18 protein-coding genes are annotated in these 20,345 nt (G+C 35.3%); 3 read left to right on the forward strand and 15 right to left on the reverse strand.

Annotated features, from left to right (window positions below):
• Positions 1–12: 12 nt before the first annotated feature.
• The 15 genes from BN2390_RS10915 to BN2390_RS10985 all read right to left on the reverse strand — a co-directional run bounded on the left by BN2390_RS10915 (position 13) and on the right by BN2390_RS10985 (position 17,503).
• Complete coding sequence (locus tag BN2390_RS10915; protein WP_053984383.1) at positions 13–987, reverse strand: glycosyltransferase family 2 protein; 975 nt, start codon at positions 985–987, stop codon at positions 13–15.
• Between the two features lie 14 nt (positions 988–1,001).
• On the reverse strand, positions 1,002–1,442 hold the full coding sequence (locus BN2390_RS10920) for an FAD synthase family protein (protein ID WP_053984384.1): 441 nt from the start codon (positions 1,440–1,442) through the stop codon (positions 1,002–1,004).
• 22 nt (positions 1,443–1,464) lie between these two features.
• On the reverse strand, positions 1,465–2,616 hold the full coding sequence (locus BN2390_RS10925) for a CDP-glycerol glycerophosphotransferase family protein (RefSeq protein WP_053984385.1): 1,152 nt from the start codon (positions 2,614–2,616) through the stop codon (positions 1,465–1,467).
• Positions 2,613–3,626, reverse strand: a complete 1,014-nt coding sequence (locus BN2390_RS10930) for a glycosyltransferase family 2 protein (RefSeq protein WP_053984386.1) — start codon at positions 3,624–3,626, stop codon at positions 2,613–2,615. The genes BN2390_RS10925 and BN2390_RS10930 overlap by 4 nt, the downstream gene beginning before the upstream one ends.
• A 26-nt stretch (positions 3,627–3,652) precedes the next feature.
• On the reverse strand, positions 3,653–5,956 hold the full coding sequence (locus BN2390_RS21405) for a glycosyltransferase (protein ID WP_082238748.1): 2,304 nt from the start codon (positions 5,954–5,956) through the stop codon (positions 3,653–3,655).
• 10 nt (positions 5,957–5,966) lie between these two features.
• The gene (locus tag BN2390_RS10940; protein WP_053984387.1) at positions 5,967–7,076 is read right to left on the reverse strand and encodes an EpsG family protein; all 1,110 of its coding nucleotides are present in this window, start codon (positions 7,074–7,076) and stop codon (positions 5,967–5,969) included.
• Positions 7,039–8,604, reverse strand: coding sequence for a tyrosine-protein kinase domain-containing protein (locus BN2390_RS10945; protein WP_053984388.1), 1,566 nt, complete (start codon positions 8,602–8,604; stop codon positions 7,039–7,041). Before BN2390_RS10945 ends, BN2390_RS10940 begins: the two co-directional genes overlap by 38 nt.
• A 36-nt stretch (positions 8,605–8,640) precedes the next feature.
• Entirely contained in the window at positions 8,641–9,420 is a 780-nt protein-coding gene (locus BN2390_RS10950; protein ID WP_053984389.1) for a tyrosine-protein phosphatase, read from the reverse strand.
• Between the two features lie 21 nt (positions 9,421–9,441).
• Positions 9,442–10,341, reverse strand: coding sequence for a glycosyltransferase family 2 protein (locus BN2390_RS10955; RefSeq protein WP_053984390.1), 900 nt, complete (start codon positions 10,339–10,341; stop codon positions 9,442–9,444).
• Positions 10,338–11,492, reverse strand: a complete 1,155-nt coding sequence (locus BN2390_RS10960; protein WP_053984391.1) for a glycosyltransferase family 1 protein — start codon at positions 11,490–11,492, stop codon at positions 10,338–10,340. The genes BN2390_RS10955 and BN2390_RS10960 overlap by 4 nt, the downstream gene beginning before the upstream one ends.
• A gap of 12 nt (positions 11,493–11,504) precedes the next feature.
• On the reverse strand, positions 11,505–12,581 hold the full coding sequence (locus BN2390_RS10965; protein WP_053984392.1) for a glycosyltransferase family 4 protein: 1,077 nt from the start codon (positions 12,579–12,581) through the stop codon (positions 11,505–11,507).
• A 24-nt stretch (positions 12,582–12,605) separates the two neighbouring features.
• Positions 12,606–13,226, reverse strand: coding sequence for an acetyltransferase (locus tag BN2390_RS10970; RefSeq protein WP_053984393.1), 621 nt, complete (start codon positions 13,224–13,226; stop codon positions 12,606–12,608).
• A gap of 11 nt (positions 13,227–13,237) precedes the next feature.
• Positions 13,238–13,846, reverse strand: a complete 609-nt coding sequence (locus tag BN2390_RS10975; protein WP_053984394.1) for a sugar transferase — start codon at positions 13,844–13,846, stop codon at positions 13,238–13,240.
• The gene (locus BN2390_RS10980) at positions 13,837–14,982 is read right to left on the reverse strand and encodes a DegT/DnrJ/EryC1/StrS family aminotransferase (protein WP_053984395.1); all 1,146 of its coding nucleotides are present in this window, start codon (positions 14,980–14,982) and stop codon (positions 13,837–13,839) included. Before BN2390_RS10980 ends, BN2390_RS10975 begins: the two co-directional genes overlap by 10 nt.
• A gap of 172 nt (positions 14,983–15,154) precedes the next feature.
• On the reverse strand, positions 15,155–17,503 hold the full coding sequence (locus BN2390_RS10985) for a LuxR C-terminal-related transcriptional regulator (protein WP_053984396.1): 2,349 nt from the start codon (positions 17,501–17,503) through the stop codon (positions 15,155–15,157).
• Between the two features lie 255 nt (positions 17,504–17,758).
• Between BN2390_RS10985 and BN2390_RS10990 the strand changes: the two genes are divergently transcribed.
• The 3 genes from BN2390_RS10990 (at position 17,759) to BN2390_RS11000 (ending at position 20,343) form a co-directional block, all read left to right on the forward strand.
• Positions 17,759–18,499 (forward strand): LytR/AlgR family response regulator transcription factor, encoded by a 741-nt coding sequence (locus BN2390_RS10990; protein WP_053984397.1) that lies wholly within the window; start codon positions 17,759–17,761, stop codon positions 18,497–18,499.
• Between the two features lie 125 nt (positions 18,500–18,624).
• Positions 18,625–19,428, forward strand: coding sequence for a phosphodiester glycosidase family protein (locus BN2390_RS10995; protein ID WP_053984398.1), 804 nt, complete (start codon positions 18,625–18,627; stop codon positions 19,426–19,428).
• 351 nt (positions 19,429–19,779) lie between these two features.
• Positions 19,780–20,343 (forward strand): DUF5317 family protein, encoded by a 564-nt coding sequence (locus BN2390_RS11000; protein WP_053984399.1) that lies wholly within the window; start codon positions 19,780–19,782, stop codon positions 20,341–20,343.
• Positions 20,344–20,345 lie beyond the last annotated feature (2 nt).

The following is a 20,345-nucleotide window of genomic DNA, read 5'->3' on the forward strand; positions in this document are numbered from 1 at the left end:
TTTATCCACCTCTTATGCTAAATGTTTTATTATATACATATATACTTTAGGGCTATAGCTGAATATTTGTATAAGTATCTGCTGCTTCTTAGTAAGCATAGTATTTTCTTTTAAGCTACTTTTTTGTTTTCTAATACGTTGTTTTAAATTCTGTAAGATTACTTGATCCGTATTCTCTTCTACTAATAAGGTATTCATAATATCAAAAAATCTTAATGCATATGCACATTCGGCGTCCATTTGAAGATTAGGATATTGTTTATTTATAAACTGGATAATATCTTCTCCAGCATTAAGGATTTCTAGATTTTTTTCACTAAAACTTCTATGCACAATGCTTCCTTCTCGTTGTAGATAATAATACAGCGTTAAGTGTACATATTTAACTTTGTGTGCCTGAGCAATCGCTCTATAGGTAAAAAAATTATCCTCATATATCTTTCCCACTGGAAATAAGACTGTTTTGACCAATTCACGCTTAAAGACCTTATTACATACACTATGTCTATATAACTGCCCTTTTAATAACTGTCGTAATGCCTCTTCCGTTTGCATCTCTCTTGTTTCGTATGTAGAAATATTTAACATTTTTGGCGGTCTGCCCTCAGCATAACATTGGTACCTACAAATACCAATCTCACTTTGTGATTGTTCCACTTCATTTAGCAAAATGGTATACATCTGTGGATGGATTGTATCATCACTATCCACAAAACCTATATACCTTCCTCTACTAAGCGAAATCCCCACATTTCTTGCACCACCTAATCCTACATTTTTTTGATGAATCACCTGAAGTCTACTATCTAATTCTTGATAATCATCACATAGTTCACCCGACTTATCTGTTGAGCCATCATCAACTAGAATGACCTCAAAATCATTAAAGGTTTGATTCAGTATTGATTCTATGCACTTAGGTAAGTATTTCTCCACATTGTAAACTGGTACAATAATACTTAATATAGGTTGTTTGTTAGTCTCCATTGTATTCACCTCTTTTAACCAATCTTGCCTTCCCCTGTAATAATATTAAGTGTTTCTCTAAGCTGAGTTGATGAAGTCTCTTTTGTGTATGGAAGGTAGACAACATCTACCCCACGTTTATTAAATTCTTTTTCATATTGATCCCATTGAGGTGTATTTTTCCAATCATCTCCTACAAAAACTACATCAAAGTGTAACTTTTCTTGTGCTTTAAGCTTATCCATGTTATCTTGCTTGACTACTTGGTCAACATAGCGTATACCTGCTACTATATCTCTTCTTTCTTCAAATGGAATAACAACTTGTTTATTTTTATAATTTCTTACCAGTTCATCTGAGCTTACACCAACGATTAGTGTATCGCATTGTGTCTTTGCTTTTCTTAAGATATTGAGGTGCCCAATATGAAATAAGTCAAACACGCCTGTCGTATATCCAACTTGATAATGTTTCATTTTTTTATCTCCCCTATTCCCTTTACATAATCTTTGTAATATACTCTGCCAACTGTTTACATGCATCCCCTTGTTCAAAACTCCCTATTTTTTCATCAAAATACTCGAGTGCCTCTTCATATGCTACTGCATCAAATGTCAATATGCATGTGTTTAAGGCTTCCTTGTCTTCTGCAATTCCAAAAGGCAACGCCTTTACATCAAAATACAATCCTCTATCATTTGTAATATACGTCTCAAGGTCTGGAACATATAAAAAACAAGGCCGTTTTGTAAAGCTAAAATCAAACATGAGAGATGAATAATCGCTAATAAGTACATCCGTCACTGCTAGTAGCTCCTGTATGTCTTCCCATTTGCTTGCATCTCTTAGATTTTCTGACCACACTATGTGTAAATCATCTGAATTGAGGTGTGGATGCAAACGAATAAGTATACTCCATTTCCCTGGCCATTTCTTTTCAAGTGTCACTCGCAGCCTATCATACTCTAAGTCATATACGCTTAAATCATGACCCTTACGAAAAGTTGGTGCATATAAAACTATTTTTTGCATTGCATCAATACCCAAAGCTTCTTTTATTTTTTCTTGGTGTACCCGATTAGGATTTTTCAAGTAATCATTTCTTGGTGTACCACATTCTAATATGGGTCCATCATACCAGAAAGCATGCTGGAAAATGTGTGTACTATAGGCACAACCTGATATTAACAAATCACATTGTTGTGAATCCGCCATTGCCATTTCGATATAGTCCTTCCCCAAAGTCTCTATAGCATCTTTTTCTATTTGCTTAAGTCTTAAAGAGCTATGCCAAGTTTGAATATAGTATTGGCTGGGGCGCTTATGAAATTGTTTAGTCATTCGGTAATTAGTGAGAATAACCCTAGACGTGTACATCTCATAAAAATATCGTGGGGTCATAACACGTACCTTACGCACTCCTGTTAAGGCTTCTTGGGCACCGACATCATTAAAAGCCCATACAATGTCCCAGTTGTATGTATCTTGATGTGCCTTTACGTACTCTGTTAAGTATTTTGGATTACAATCATACCCTTTGCCGTAGTAGCTCATTATAAATATTTTGTTCCTTTTAATCGGGCATAATTTGCTAAGTCGTATTAGGCATTCTCCCCCCCATTGTTTAATCTGCTGAATCCGTATTTTCATGAGCATAGCTCCTTTCCATCACCATGTGAAAGTAACATGCGTTTTAACTTTTGTACCACTCTATATCCAATCAGACAATAATAATGAATATGTATACATCTAAGGTATGTTTTTAGCGTTTGGTTACCCTCGCAACATTTTTGTAGTTCCTGATAATTTGTATTAATATACTTACAAATTTCACGCCTATATTTTTTATTGTTAATCTGCTTTTTATAAAGAAATAGTAAAACAAGTGACTCTACACATGCTCCTAAAAACTGCTGCTGCATTCCTAATGCAAGCTCTGGATAGTTATGAGATATAAATTTGTAACGTTCATGTAGACCTTCTAATCTATCCAGGTTTTTAGCTTTAAAAGTCCCCACTATACTCTCTGGGCGTTGAAAGTAGTATACAATAGGCTTGGCTAGTACGACGCACTTGTGTACTCTTGAAAATACTTGATGCTGCCAAAAAATATCTTCAAATAACTTCCCTTTGGGAAACTTAATATCTTGAATGAGCGACCTTTTGTAGAGCTTACCCCAAGCAAAATTTTTAATACTTTCACAACATACTAATGCTTCCATAGCTTGAAAATGGTCAAGTACCTCAAAAGCCATATTTTCTTCCTTCATCCTGAACTCTTGGCTTATTTTATCTTCATAAGCATAGTACAACCCTCCTACTACAAGATCTGCATCTTCTTTTTGTATTGTACCATACAGGCTTTCTAATGCATCTGGCACAATCCAATCATCACTATCTAGAAAAAAAAGATACTCTCCTGTAGCACTTGCCATCCCAACATTACGTGCATCGGATAGCCCCCCATTAACTTTATGAATCACATGGATTCTACAATCTTTTTTTGCATACTGGTCTGCTATCTGTCCACATCTATCTATGGATCCATCATTAACTAACCAAATTTCAACATTGCTATAGGTTTGTTGAATAACAGAGTCAATACATCGTTTTAAATATGGTTCTACGTTATAAATTGGTATTACAACACTTATGAGCATTTCTTCTCCCTTTCTTTTGATACTATTTAGGAAGCACAATATATGCTGCCAACGGATTGTGCAACTGCTTTGATATCATAGTTTCTTGTCGTAATGGCTTGATAAATGACAGCTGAATCAATGGCTTGCTTTACTTGTATACTATTTAATCGTGCTACCCAATCCTCAGGTGTTTGTAAACTTAAAAAACTGACAAGCCCAAGTCCCATGTCAATTTCTTGTGGTACACCTGTTGACACAAGGCATGGTGTGCCACATGCTTGAGCTTCGATAGCGACAATTCCAAGACCTTCAAATTTTGAAGGTAGTACCAGCACATCAAGTGCAGCCATAATATTAGGAATATCTTCTCTTAATCCTAAAAATTCTACGTATTCATCTAGCCCAGCTTCAACTAACGTACTCATGAGGTTCTCCCTATATGCTTCATGCCCTTGACCCACAAATATGACTTTAAAATCTTTATCTCCACGTGCTAACTGCTCCGCCATTTGTAAAGTAAACATTTGGTTTTTAAAAGGTGATAAGCTACCAACTTGCCCAATAAGTAATGTTTCTTTAGAGATACCAAGCGCATCTCTTATCATATCTCGTTGTGCTATTGTATAACGCTCAACATCTATTGCATTGGGGATAATACGTTGCCTTGATTTACAGGGCTTAGAATAAAATAGAAAGTGTGCTGCTTCTTTTGAACATGCCCAACAGTCTGTTGCAAACCCTGCAATACAGAGTTTTTGTATACGTAGCATAAGCTGATAGGCTAATCCATACTTCATAAGCTTTGATGTATGTGCATGAACAACTATTTTTTTTATTCCTGCCATACGCGCTGCAAGTGCAATAAATCCACCTTGCCAGTCTAAATGGGAATGTACAACGTCAAATGGCCCTATCTCTTTAATTAAGTGTATCAGTTGCTTAATATATTTAATCGGTCCAATACTACCTTGGCTTGGCATATAATAAATACGTCCTCCAAGTTCAAGAATTTCTTTATCGTAGTATCCCTCCCCTTTACTGTGTACTAAAAAGTCAAACTGTATCTGCTCGCGGTCCATATGACGATAAAGATTCATGAGCATTGTCTCTGCACCACCACAGTTCATCTTTCCTACACCGTGCAATACACGAACAGGTCTATCTATAAGTCTATAAAGCTTTTCTACCTCATTTTCATTGCCATAGCTTCTATCCTCTACTGCTTGTATAAGTTGCTTCCGTAGTGTGTTATCTTCTATAACTTGTTGCATAGCATCCGCACAAGCCTCTAAAGCCATCGGTACAATCATTCCATCTATACCATCTTGCAACTGACTAGAAGCTGTCTCAAAGTTTGTAATAATTACAGGCTTTCCTAGTATCTGTGCTTCTCGGACTGCTACAGCCTTACCTTCATAGCGTGAGGGTTGAACATAAATATCACATGCTTTCATATAAGGATATGGATTGCTCCTCTTACCTAAAATAATAAAGTCTTCTTGAACATTTAGTTCCTCTATTAGCGTACGAAGCATTGGCTCATCTCCACCATATCCTACGGCATACCACTTTACCTTACAGCCTCTATCTAATAGCAACCGACACAATCTTATTGCATTATCAAAAGCTTTTGCCGTTGAAAATCGTCCTACAGTACATAGTCTAATCGTATCTTCTTCTTTTGGCATTTCATCAATAACATCAGTCATAGCTTCTTGTCTCACTAACGTCTCTGATAAAATATTTTCTATTTCTATCACCTTATGTTCATGCTCTGGAAACACCTTTTTGAATGCAGCACCACATTGCGTAGATACGGCTGCAATATGGTCATATGCTCCCCACATTTTGCTTTCTAACTTTTGATTTATATTAAGTGCCGTATAATCTGTATGGATCCAAGCAATATGTTGCTTGGCTTGTGCTTTATACTTTGCAAAATAATGGGGTGTCAAAAAACTAAGTGCAATATCATATTGTTTATCTGATATTGGAGGTAAGAAGGGTAAACTTGCTTTGCAGTAGGCTGTTAGTAATGAATCACTTACATTTTTTCCTAAGCATTGCCTAAGTTTAAGTTGTACCTTACATAATATACGGATAATGCCTATCCACAAGTTTTGAGTATGCAATGTTTCTGAGATAGACTTTTGGAAAAGTGTGTAAGGCCTAAGTTCTGGCAATAGATGTACTTCTTCTGGTATTGCAGGTATAAACTCACCTTCCTGCCTACATAAAAATAAATCTACTTCATATTGACTATAATCGATTGCATTTAACAATCCTAGTAGACTACGTTCTACACCACCTATCTCCATTGCCCAACAAGTTATTAGTATCTTTTTCATCCCTTTTCCCCTATCCTAAAATATTACCTAATATAATATTGGTGTAATTTCCTCCCCATGTAATTGCTACTTGATAGTAACAAAACAGTGCATAAAAGCCTATTAAATATACATATGCTATCCTCGATATTTTTCCTTTTAAACATCCTAGACATCTGGGAATTAAAGCAAGATTAAATAATTCAAAGTAAATACAAACTCTATAAAAGTATAAATATTGTGATGCCAATAGCATAAATCCAAAATTTAAAAGCGACATAAATATAAATAGGCTACTATCTTCCCATTGCTGTTTCAGATCATCTTTTACTAAATATGCTAATACTAATGGTACTAGCATAATTAAAATTCTTATCGTATTAACGCCTTCACCACCTGAGGCCATGTCTTGTGCATAAGCATCATATCTTCCCCCCTCCAACATCTCTACTACCATTGGCATAAAAGGTCTGAATGCTGTAGTTGCTGCTATAAAAAAACCTGCAATCCACCAAAATAATTTGCCCCAAGCTTCTTTTTTTCCAATAAAATATAAAGGGATAAAAATAAGTGCAGAGTTATGAAATGTTGCCAAGAATAATGTTAATATGACATATCTAAAAAACTTCTGTTTTTTAATCAACTGTATTCCTAAGCAAAAGAATATAGAAGCTACAAATGCTTGACGCATTCCGTTCATTGTTACATAAAAGATAACAGTTGCAAAATATAAATATATACCCAACTCAAAAGGACGTGCATACTTATATATAGACTTTAAGTTTAAGATATTCGTGATAAATGCCATTACAAGCACTAATATTTGTGGGTCGGGTGTTATATAATTAAGTCCTACCATTAGTGCATTAAATCCTAATTCTTCTGCAAATAATGTTTTGATTCCTTCCATATCACCTGCTGCTAACTTCTCTCCTACTATTTCATAAGAGTGTTTATAGAAATAAGTATCTCCTACCCCTGTTCTAAATCCGGATACAATAAATAATATAGCAAATATAAGTGATAGGCTGACTGCAACTAATAATTTAGACTGCACCTTATTATTAATACCATAATGCCCTATTAGCAGCACTAGAAACATACTACAAAAGTAAACGTTCACCATCGGCATTGTTATCATATGCTTCACCCTCTACCGCAAGATGTCGTGTTTCTTGTAATTCAACTCCTTCTTGTAGCTCAATTCCTTCTTGTAGTTGATCTACTTCTCCAAGGTTTGTATCAAATTCTGCTTCCTCTAATGTCACACCAGCTTTATTACGTTTTTTAATTTCTGCTACACGTTCTTTGTCCTTTTCTTTAGCATAATTCTTATAGGCTTTACTCATATGTTTATCCTTTGTACGATTAAGTACTACACCTAGTACCTTACCATCTACATATTCAATAGCAGCCTTTGCCTTTTCCACCTCTTGAATCTTTGTTCTTCTATATGAAGCTACAAGTACACATCCATCTACATATTGACTAAGTACTTGACCATCTGCCATTAAGCCCACAGGTGGTGAATCGATAATCATATAATCATACTCTACTTTTAAACCTTCTATTAATTCCTTTGCTTTTTGGCTACATAATATTTCAGATGGATTAATAGGCACTGTTCCTGCTGGTAATACATAGAGATTATCAATACTTGTTTGATGTACCACATCCTGTACTTCTTTTATGTTTAGAAGTACATCTGTGAACCCCCTTTCATTTGCAAATTTAAAGAGGTTTGAGATGCTGGGTTTCCTAAGGTCACAATCTACCAAGATAGTCTTTTTGCCTGCAAGTGCCATCACTGTAGCAAGCATTGCTGTTGTTAAACTCTTACCATCCCCCTGTTTTGCACTAGTTACTACAATTGAAGTAATATTTTGATCAATACTTAAGAAGTTTAAGTTCGTTCTAAGAAGTCTATAGGCTTCTAAGAAACTTGGACTAAACTCTTTCACATTTCTAAAGCTTACTGTCTTAATCTTTTTGCGCTGTCTCGGTACACGTGTTAGACAACATGTATTTAAACGTCGTTCAACTTCTTTGTCTGATTTTAGTGTATTATCCATAAATTCTAGTGCAAACACAACAAATATTGAAAGTATCCCCCCAAGCATACCCCCTTTAATTGCCATAGAACTTCTTGTTGTACCAGTTGTAATTGTACTTGGCTCACTTACCTTATCCATCATTCTTAAAGTAATTGCGGGATAGGTATCCACCATTTCTTCTATAAAGGTCTCCGTAACAACTTGTAAGACCTCTTGTGCTTGTTCCTTTACAGGCCAAGATAATGTTAAATCTAAAAACTGTGTATTGGCTTGTGGACTTGCACTTATACGTCCTCTGATTGCACCTGCAGATGCTTCAAAACTTAAGCGCTCTACGACTTTATCCATAACCATATCGGTATTTAACATGGCAATATATGTATTCATATAATTTTGGTACACCTGAATATCTTGAATGTTAAAAGACTTGCCTTCTGCATCTATAGAATTACCTACTACGATACTTGTCCTTGTTTGATAAGTCGTAACAATATTTCCTCCTTTCAAATAGGCCATTGCCCCACCTACAGTTAAAATACATAGTACAACAATATACCATTTTCTAAGTAACGACATAAGTAGCTCTTTGTACTCTATATTAAATGGATCTGGCATATGTTCTTCCCTCCTTTTCTAAATTTAAAGTTCAACTTAGAACTTACCTGTTTTCCACCTTATTACACTTTGTTTACGACTTGAAATACGCTTTGTTCTATAAGGGATGTCTTTGCCCTCTAAAACACATTGAGCATGCATTTGAAGCTGATTAATAAGCTCTGACTTACCCCTTTCTTCTAAGCCTTCGATAGCACTTTGCATCTCTGGATTACGTCTACCTACCGAATGACTATCAGAAGCAATGAGATGAATACACTCTAATTCTAAGAGTTCATTTGCCCATTTCTGTACTTTTCTTCCATCCACACCATTGAGTGCATTGACATTACACTGCATATAACATTCACGTGTTATAAGTTCATTGAGTATATGTCGATGCTTTTGAATCCCCCTGTATCTTTCAATATGTGCAATAATTGGGCGAATACCTTGGCTCCTCAAAGCATCTATAAGCTGTAACTCCTGGGCTGTGACCCCTTCACCAGTACATTCTATAAGCATATATTGTGTATCATTTAATGTTCCAATATGTCCCATTCTCAATTTACTCATCATTTGATTATCTAACATAACCTCTTGCCCAGGATAAATCTGAAGCTTAATTGCTAACTGATGTAGATGTTGATTAAGATACTCTACCTTTTGCTTTACTTGTTTATAGTTTGTATCAAATAATCCTGTAATAAAATGTGGTGTTGCAATCATGTGCTTTGTTCCTGACATATATGCGATTCTTGCCATTTCTATACTATCTTGTAGTTCCTTTGCACCATCGTCTATGCCATCAAGTATGTGGCTATGTATGTCAATCACGGACTTATCCTCCTCTCCTTATTAGCTTGCCTTATATATAATTGTACTTTTGCTTGTATGCATAATGTAGCAATAAAGTAAAATACCTGGCACAATAGCAAGTATCGTCAAATCTTTTCTAGGAGATTCCTTTAAAAATCTTCTATTTTTTATCATTATACTACTTGATATATAGTGAATCGCTTCTTTAAACTTTACCTTAATGCCTGGCTTGTAAATCATGCCAGCCTTTCTAAGTTCTGCAAACCCTCGTGGATTTTTTCTATACTGATGTATCATATTCATACTAGATCCATCTGCTTGATACTCTACAAGGCATACAATCTCATCAAGAATAAGAAGTGGATAATCTCTATCTATCATCATATATTTGTAGTTAAGTCCTACATACTTTTCGCCTTCAAAAATTGGGTAAGGCGGATACTTTTTAATGACCTCTGTACGATAAATTAACTTTTTATCCCCTGTTCCACCTTTTGTATAAAAACCCATTAACGTCGTTGATTTTATTTGTGGTAATCTGCAACCAATAACCTTATAGTCTGTTGTTGCATCTAGTGCTATAATCCCCGCATATGTTTTGTCCCCATATTGTCTCCAAAAACTATTAATTTTTTCTACTGCATCATCTGTCATATAATCATCTGAATCGATACAAACATTAAGTTCTGTATTGATTAAATTATAGGCTGTATTATGGGCACCATGCATTCCCATATTTTCTTGATAATGATATGCTATCGTTACATCATCTTCTGAAATCCACTTTTGTATCAATGTTTTTGTATGATCTGAGGACCCATCATCTATAATAAGCCATATAAAGTCTTTACATGTTTGTCTTTTTAAGCTTTCATAACAAAGGTGCAGTGTATGTGCTCTATTATATGTTGGTGTAAATATAGTAAGTATTGGTTTCATGTCATTCTCCCCTCTTTTTGGCTATAGTTTGTATAAAATGTCTCTAGATACTTTGCTGTCTGAATGCTGTCATATCCTCTTTGCCTTATTGAATCGATTTGTGTACATCTTTTTTCTCTTAATTCATCAATTTCCTTTAATCTACTAGCTATTGTACCTAACCATGATGTTACTTCATTAATAGGAAGATATTCTATAAGTTGTATGCCTAAATCCGCTTCTTCTGTTACTTTATCAGAAACTATACAGGATAAACCTGATACTTGTGCTTCTATAAGTGTCACGGGTATACCTTCTAATAAAGAAGGAAATAAAAATAAATCAAAAGCATTTAACAGTCTTGATACATCCTCCCTTACGCCTAAAAAAATCACTTTATCTACAAGTCCTAGTTTATGTACCAACGCTTTAATTTCTTCCTCTAATTCACCTGTCCCTACCAGACATAACTTACATTGAGGTATGATCTGAACCAGTTGACTAAACATATGAATTAAAAATTTATGATTTTTAGGATAGCAAAATCTCCCTACATGTCCTAACAAAAAACTCTGATCATCTATATCTAATTCTTGCCTTATTTCTTGTCTTATATTTTTAGAATAAGTATACTGCTCTATATTTACGCCATTGTTAATCACCTGAAAATTATATTTCTTTCCAAATAACCATGCTCCAGCATCTTTTCCACAAGCAAAACGCTGCGTACTATATTTATTAAGAAGTGGCTTTAAAGAAGCCTTAATTATACTTCTTATTATACCTTCTATACTTCTTGGCTCACCAATCTTACCAGTATGACTATGGGCAATCCGAAATGGTACATGTGCCTTATAAGCCTGTTTTAAATAAACGCCTCCTAAAGCATCTCGATGGCAGTGTACAATTTGATACGCTTCATGTGCTTTAAAAAACTCATATACGTTTTTTTTATATTTCCAGTACCCTACTTTCGTCATCGCTGGAATATTATATATTTTCCCTCCTAATACACAAATCTCCTCATCAAATACTCCTTGAATTTCTCTTGTAACTAAGAAATCAAATTGTATCTGTTCTCTATCTATTGTTCGGTAAACATTCATCAAGAAATTCTCTAGTCCGCCTCTATTCATATTGGCTACTATATGTAACACTCGAACTGGTTCCATTTCTTTTCCTCCTTATGCCTCTACATAATCTAGCGTCTTTTGCACTATTTTCCTCTTATCAAACTTTTGCTCCATATATCTTCTAGATTGCATCCCCATGACAATCTTAGTGTCTTCGTCTAACTCTATGTACATCTTAATCTTGTTGTATAAATCTTCTTCATCTTGTACCTTGACTGTATAGCCATTATGATCTATAGCTTCTCTGCACCCTGGTATATCGGATACGATCAGTGGCCTGCCTATAGCTGCTGCTTCAAGAAGTGTATTTGCCATGCCTTCATGATAAGAAGGCAGTACAAAGCAGTGGCTACTTTTGATAAAGGGCTTTACATCCGTTTGATACCCATAGTAGTGAATAATACCTGCTTGTTCTAAGGCTTCTATCTTGCTCTTGTAGTCTTCTTCATAAGGTCCTACTACTTCAAATTCTGTATAAGGATATTCCTTTTTGATGCGCTTAGCCACATTAAAGAATTCCTCTATACCTTTTTCTTTCATAATGCGCCCTATAAAGAGAAATCTAAGTTGTTCTTCTAATCGCATTAACATATAAGGGTATTCTTCTAAGTTAATACCTGCCCCATTGAGTCCTATGGCTTGTTCTGAACTGATAATGTTATGCTTTAAAAAGGTGGCTCGGTTATCACCATTCTCAAAGAATACGGCTTGTGCCTTTTTTAATGCCCTTTTATATAGGAAGGTAATCATCCTTTTTAAGATACCTTCTCTTTGAAATGCTGTGCCTAAGCCTGTAATATTGGCATAGTAAGGTACTTTGTGCCACCTACTTATAAGTCCTCCGTAAATATTGGGTTTAATGGTGTAGGTGATGACTTTATTGGGTCTTACTTTTTTAAGTAATTTGTGATACTGAAGCATAAGCCCTAAATCTTTAATCGGATTCATGCCTCTTCTTTCCATAGTTATCTCTATAAACTGGCATCCCATCTCTACAAGAGGATCTACAAGTTCCCCATAAGGAAGTGCAATGACTACTTCATGCCCCTCTTGAAGTAATGTCTCTATTAATTCCTTACGAAATTTGTATAACCCTAAATCATAATTAGCAATAATAAGCACTTTCACTTTGTATCTCCCCTTGTAAAATGTCTATTTTTTCTTTTTTGCTGGTATGCCATAAACAGATTCTTTTGATAATACATCATGAATGACGACTGCACCTGCTGCTATTAAGCAGTTACTTCCTATTTTAATGCGATTGATAATGGTTGCTCCAATGCATACCCAGGTCTTCTCCCCTATTGTGACTTCTCCCCCCATCTTGGCTGTGGGAGAAAGGTGTACCCCATCTCCTATATAGCAATCATGCTCTATAAGTGCAGATGTATTGACAATGACACCTTTACCTACTTTGCAGCCTGCATTTAAGATTGCCCCGGGCAAGATGATGGTACCACTTCCAATCTCTGCATATTCACTAATAATGGCTGTTGGATGGATGAGTATGGGGACATTGTATGTCATGGCCTCAATCTCTTCGATAAGCTGAAGTCTATAACTATTATTCCCTATGGCAACAAAAGCATTCTGGTAGTCCCCTCTTAAGCTTTCCAAATCTGCAATCTTCCCAATGACCGGATGGCCTAGTATCTCTTCTCCTATCTTGTTGTCATCTAAGAAGTGAATCTCATCAAAGCTTTTCATAAGCTTTGCACAGTCTAGTACGACTTTTCCTTGCCCCCCTGCTCCTACTATTAATAATCTATTCATATGAGCCACCTTTACCCTACTGAATTAAAAGCTGGCATAGTCGTATCTTGACTGTTATTAACGTCTTTGCGACACAAGACATTTTTAAGGGTTTTATATACAATGTATAGGTCCGTTTTTAAGCTGATGTGGTCTACATACCACACATCTAACTCAAATTTTTGTTCCCATGTAATTGCATTGCGCCCATTGACTTGTGCCCAGCCACTTATGCCTGGCTTTACTTCATGCCTTCTGTGTTGTTCTTCTGTATAACAAGGTAAATACTCTTCTAGTAAGGGTCTTGGACCAATAAAGCTCATATTCCCTTTAAGTACATTTAAAAACTGTGGTAACTCATCTATGCTCGTCTTACGTAAGAACTTGCCTACCCTTGTCGTACGTACTATGTCGTATTGTGTGTCTCCTTTTTCTTCTTCTGCAGGTGTACGCATGGTTCTAAACTTATAAATAGTAAAGATTTGCTCTGCCTTGCCTGGTCTTGTTTGCCTAAAGAAAATGGTGCCTTTAGGATCTTCTATTTTAATAGCAAGTGCTGCTAATGCCATAATAGGTGAGCCTATAATGATTAAAATAAGTGCCATGAAACGGTCTATAAAACCTTTGACCTTTATATACATAGATCTTGCTCCACTGCACCCAATAACCCTCTTATAATCTGAATGACACGTAGCTGTTCTTCACAGGTCATCTTTGTATCCGAAGGTAAGCACACCCCTTGGTTGAACCATTCTTCTGCTACGCTTATGCCTTCTTCATAGTGATTGTAAAAGGCACAGTCTGCATATACTGGTTGAAGATGCATTGGCTTCCATACATTTCTACTTTCTATATTGTGTGCTTCTAAGGCTAGGATAACATCTAAGGGTTTAACTCCTATCCCTTTTTGTAGGGTCATTACAGACAACCAGTAATTTGACTCACCCTTGGTGTAGATAGGTGCCATCTCTATCTCTTCAATATCCTTAAAACTGGATTGGTAGAGCTGATAAATCTCTTTCTTCTTGGCAATGCGTTCCTCGAGTACTTCCAGTTGTCCTCTTCCAATCCCTGCACATATATTACTCATGCGGTAGTTGTAGCCTATTTCTTTATGATGATAGTACCTTTCTGGCTCCTTGGCTTGAGTTGCCCAGAACTTAACCTTCTTCATGGTTTCTTCTTCATCACATACAAGTGCCCCCCCACCTGATGTGGTGATGATCTTATTCCCATTGAAGGAGTAGATGCCTATAGTCCCCATAGTGCCACTCTTTCTTCCTTTATATGTAGCACCTAAGCTCTCTGCTGCATCCTCTATGATAGGTACGTTGTGTAAGTTACAAATCGCTACTATTTCATCCATATCTGCTGATTGCCCATATAAGTTGACCACAATAACCGCTTTAGGTGTATAGTCTTCTAAGGCTTTTTGAAGTGCATGAGGGCTCATGTTGAAGCTACCTGGTTCGCTGTCGATAAATACTGGTATAGCGCCTTCATAACATATAGGATTACAGCTGGCTGCAAAAGTTAGTGTAGAGCAAAATACAATGTCTCCTTTTGTCACCCCAACTGCTTTTAAAGCTAAGTGAATGGCTGCTGTCCCTGAACTTAGTGTGACTGCATAAGGTTTATCTATATATGTCGCAAGCTCTTCTTCAAATGCATTGACATGTGGACCAAGTGGTGCAATCCAGTTTGTATCAAAAGCTTCCTTAATATATACCTCTTCCTTTTCTCCCATGTGAGGTGAAGATAAATAGATTCTTTTCATATCGTTTTCCCCTATTCCTATTTTCTTCTTACCATTTAGGTATACTTCATCACCTTAATGGTTTCCCCATTATCTTATAAACTCCTTTCTTATACGTAAATTATCTATCTATATACACCTTTATCACTTATATACGTATATATTTATATCCTTTTTTGGAAGAATTGTTATTTCATCCCATTTTACGTATCATTTCTATACGATTGCTTACTCCTAATTTTTTGTAAATATTGGAGGTCGTCTTGGCTACGGTTACATTAGCTACATAAAGTTGTTCTGCAATTTGCTTATTGGTCAATCCTTCTTTAATCAGCTCGGTAATTTGGAACTCTCTCTTTGTAAGTCCCCAAGTACTCCCTCTATTTTCTTCAATAGTTGACTTTTCTAAGGCTACAATAGGTTTAGAGCTGGCTTCTTTTAAAATTTCACTTACATGACTTCCTACCATACTATCTTGTTGCAAGCCTTCTAATAAAGGCCTTAGAGAAGTTAAATGCTCTCGGTAAGGCAGGATAATATAGTCTTCTTTTGCTATTCCAAGTCCTTTTTTTAGGTTGGCTTTAGCTTCACATACATTGCCTAATCTAAGCTTTAGAATACTTTCAAATAGGTAGTAATAAATTTGTCCAAACCGATTGCTCTTCTTGATAAAGTATTCACCAACTACATCTTGTAAAATTTCTAATTTAAGAATTTCATCTTGATTCATCAGAATTTGAGCATAAGCTATGTAACTACTGATGCCTATCTTTTTCTCATAACAAGTTTTTAGGATATTATTAACGTCTCTTTCTTTTAGTTGGTCTTTATCAATGGTGAGGCAACCTTTGATATACCATAATCCCATTTTACGCATTTCTTCTAGGGATTCACTGGTACTGTAGGCTGTATATAACTCTATATTTTTGATATATCTTTGACACTTGATTTCATCTTGCTGAGCAAGAGCAATCCTTGCTAGAATCAGCTCACTACAAAGTCTCATAATATAGTTTTGTCCCATCTCTGCCTTATAAAAGAGCTTATAGGCACATTTCTTAGACTCACTCCATTCCCCTCGGTAAAGGTAATGCTCTGCATAAAGTAAATAGCGTAGTTCTATACTGTACCCCTGACTAAGCATATTATGTGCTTTAACAACCTTTGTCATTTCTCGCTTATTACCTTGGTACCTCTCTGGTGTAATATGGTATCTATAACTAATGTACATACTATGCTTATGTATAATATCTATTACATTGACAACAATAGAGCCTTCGGGAATGAACTCTTCTACTTTGTCTACATTCTCTATAATCTCTTCCACTGTTTCGCTTGCTACAATACTACGGATGGCATAGAGTTCCCCTATGACTCTATTCATAAGTGGTGCATCATAAGCATTAACTGTTCTAAAACCTACCTCTACTTGATCCATATAGTTCTTAGCATAGACAGCATCCTTATAAAGTAGATGATAATAAATCATTTTAAGACACGCTATAGGATAATTTTGTAGAAGTTGATGATCTATTTTGTGAAATACATTAGCTAGCATTTCTAAATCTATATCTTCGTACTTATATCTCATTTCATCTTGTAAACATTTGAGTATACTCTCATGGTTGCCACTTTGTATAAGGTATGTAAAGGCTGTGTTCCAATCTTGCTTGACTAGATACCACTTGGCAATATACTCACAAGTACTTTGCAGTCTACCTTGCGCATGTAAAACAAGCTCTTCTTTTAAAAACTCTGTAAAGATAGGCAGTAATCTATAACATTCCCCTTTATAGTCATACTTCAATATATTATCTTCTAAAAGTTTTTCAATCCCTTTTAACACCTTTGCATAATCTGGCATATGAATCCACTCACTCATTTTAAATGGACCAATACCTGCTAATGCTATAATCAGCTTTTGATACCCTTCATCATAAATATTGTATATCCCTTCCTTAATCACCTTGTATAGATTATACCTATGATTAAGCTGATTATATTTCATATAATTTTCTTTCATTAAATAGATAGCCGTTGGCCATCCCCCTACATAATAAGCAATTTGCTGTGCTTCATTTGCTTCCATTTCAACACTGTTACTCTCAAAATATTCTTTAATTTCTTCTGAAGTAAGCTTTAGATCATCACAATCTATTATTTGACACTGATTCTTAATGCGCATTTCCTCAATGGCTATAAGTGGTATTGTACGTGTAATTAATACAATGTGTAAGTTCTCTATCGCTTGCTCAACAATTTGTAGTAGTTGCTCATAATATTTATACACATCAGGTATCTTATGATAGTTATCTAGTATAATCCAAGTTGGTTCTGAATACTGTGTGACTGGATACCATAATGTTTGCTTCTCATCATACCATTCCACCTTTGCCTTACTTTGGCTACATGCATTGTGTACAGCTAATGTTTTCCCATAGCCCATAGGCGCGGTGACAATAGTAAGTGGATACATTTCTATATTGGCTAACTTCCACTTAGCCTTTCTCCCCACTATTTTTACCGGATTTCCTTTATTCACTTCTATCTTCCCCTTACCTTTTTCTACAATATGGTATATTTTACCATTTAATATATTAAAATATTAAAATATTATATTGTCATATACAACCAACGTAGTATAAAATGATATTAATAAGGTTCAAAGTTTTTATACAAATATATATTTTAATTACATTCTAATATACCTTTATTGTAATAATATATGCATTCCATCTTAATATACTTTTAGCATTCAAATATACACTCCCATACTCAACACTAAGGAGGTATACCTATGGTTATTGCTCTTATTGAGTCTGATAATACCTGCACCACATTGCTTAAAGATTTTATTGTTCACTACTTCAGAAACTTTATGGGTGAATTATCTATTTATTCTTTTCCAGATTCAGACTCATTTTTTCAAACTTTCTCAAAAAATATCTATACTTTTATCTTTTTAAGCATGGATATACCTCATACGCCTAATCTTGTAGCTGCTGAATATATCCGTACTGTTGATCAAAGTGTAAATTTGATCTTAACAAGTCATAGTACAGACTATGCTATCGAAGGTTATACTGTCCAAGCTAATTATTACTTACTTAAACCGTTCACATATTCTAATGTAGAAACGGCGCTCAGCTTATGCCCTACTCCAACTGTTACGCTAAGACCTTTTATCGAAGTGGTCGTTAATCGTATCTCCACATTAATCTTTGTAGATGATATTATGTATGTGGATACTATCCATAATGGTATACAGATTCATACGACCTCTGATACTTTAAAAACCTATATGTCTTTTAAGCAATTCCTCAAGTTGGTCAAAGAGGAAGCCTGTTTCCTTCAATGTTACCGTGGCATTGTAGTCAATATGGACTACATTCATACCTTACAAAATGATAGTTTTCTCCTTTATAATGAAGAAGTTATCCCTATCAGACTACCTGATCGCTGCTTCTTGCGGGACACTTACCGTGCTTATACATTGCAAAAACATCTTCATGTGCCTCAAGAAGTGACTATATTTTAGAAGTATATAGACACTTCTTGAGGTCTATCTTCTATCCTTTTGTATCATTTCTTAAGATGATTCGTCCCTGTATAATGAATAAGGAAGTTTAAATCCATATTCACTTATACAAGGAGGTTTATGAAGTGAAGAGACGTTTCCTCTATATCCTAATCCTTATCCTTTCCTTAGGTCTCCTAAGCCTAGTTGGGATTTTTAATGTATTACATAATTGTAAAAGTGACACCTATGAATCCGACACATTAAAAGTTAATCTTGAACATGTTGAAAATGCTAAACTACAACAAGAGTACTGGATTGCTACTATTACAGTAAAAGATATGAAGCAAGTGAACTCAGCTTTTGCCCACGATACCTTCCCTGGAAAGAAAAAGCAATTTGTCAGTGCCATGGCACGCCAAAATCAAGCTATCTTTGCCGTTAATGGGACTGCAACGGGATTCAGTGAAGCTGGGATTATCATTCGAAATGGGGTCATCTATCGTGATAAAGTTTTTGACTGCGCCCCTCTTGAGATGCGCAAGGATGGTACACTCTTTATTGGAGAATATAGTAAGCGTACTGCACAACAAATATTAGAAGATGGTGCCTTACATACATGGGATTTTTGCCCTGACCTTATTGTAAATGGACAAGTTACCAATTATGTGGAGCGTCTATGGTTTAGTACAGACCGTGCACCACGTACTATTATTGGTCAGAAGGAAGCTTACGAATATATCTTCTTAGTTGCTGATGGGAGACGCAAGGACTGCCCCGGTATGTCTTATCTAGAAGCCGCAAATATTCTTCTAGAGCTTGGATGCAGCTTTGCCTATGCCCTAGATGGTGGCGGATCTACCACTCTGTATTTTAAAGGTCGCGTTGTGAACCACCCTTCTGGTATTATTCAACGTCCTTATTCAGATATTTTATATTTTGTTAATTGAAAAAGTGTAAGTGGTGAACTAACCACTTACACTTTTTAATTGTCACCTCATAACTTGCCGTTTGTTCAACACCAAGTTTCTTCATTTCTTCACCTTCTTACCTTTTATCCCTATTCATACCATATTGAATTCCTAACCTCTTTGCAATTGCTAAACTTTATATTACACAAATTTTTATACTTATATTAAATATATCTATATGTAATACTCCTAAAAATATATATACAACTATATCTTTTTTAATACAATAAATGTAGATAATTTTGTAAACATGTAATATACTATACACATTAGTAGTCTTCTAGGATTACACTTTTATACATATTATTTTTTAATTTTGATAGGTGAATTATGATTGAAACCTTATTACTTGTATTATTTATTAGCTATAAAAAAGGATCTCAGCTCAAGCTTTTATGGACTGAAAAAGCATTTTATCCTATCTTCCTTTGTGAAGCTTTTTATTGGATTATGCAAATTTTAATCTTTAATGGTAATTACAGCTTTTTAGCTTTCACAGGGCTTTTTAAAAGTATATATCTGTGTTCAACCTTGTTTATTGTCTATAGATATAACCTTTATAAATATGCCCTTATAGGTTCTGGATGTGTCCTTTTAGGCGGTTGGTGCAATGACTTAGCTATTTGGGCTAATCATGGCAAAATGCCCGTATTCCCTACACTTTCATTATGGACAGGTTATTCCTCACCAGAAATGTTTGGTGTTGCAGATCAATTGCATATCTTCGGAGATCAGACCACTAAGTTAAAAATGTTAACGGATTTCATCGACTTAGGTTACAGTGTGTTAAGTATAGGTGATGTACTGATTCGTATTTTACCTTTTATTGTAATTTATCAAGGACTTAAATCTGCCTCGACTCAATTATTATCTACTATTAAGGAGGATATTTAATT

Source organism: Niameybacter massiliensis (assembly GCF_001282685.1).
In the GTDB taxonomy this organism is placed as follows: domain Bacteria; phylum Bacillota; class Clostridia; order Lachnospirales; family Cellulosilyticaceae; genus Holtiella; species Holtiella tumoricola.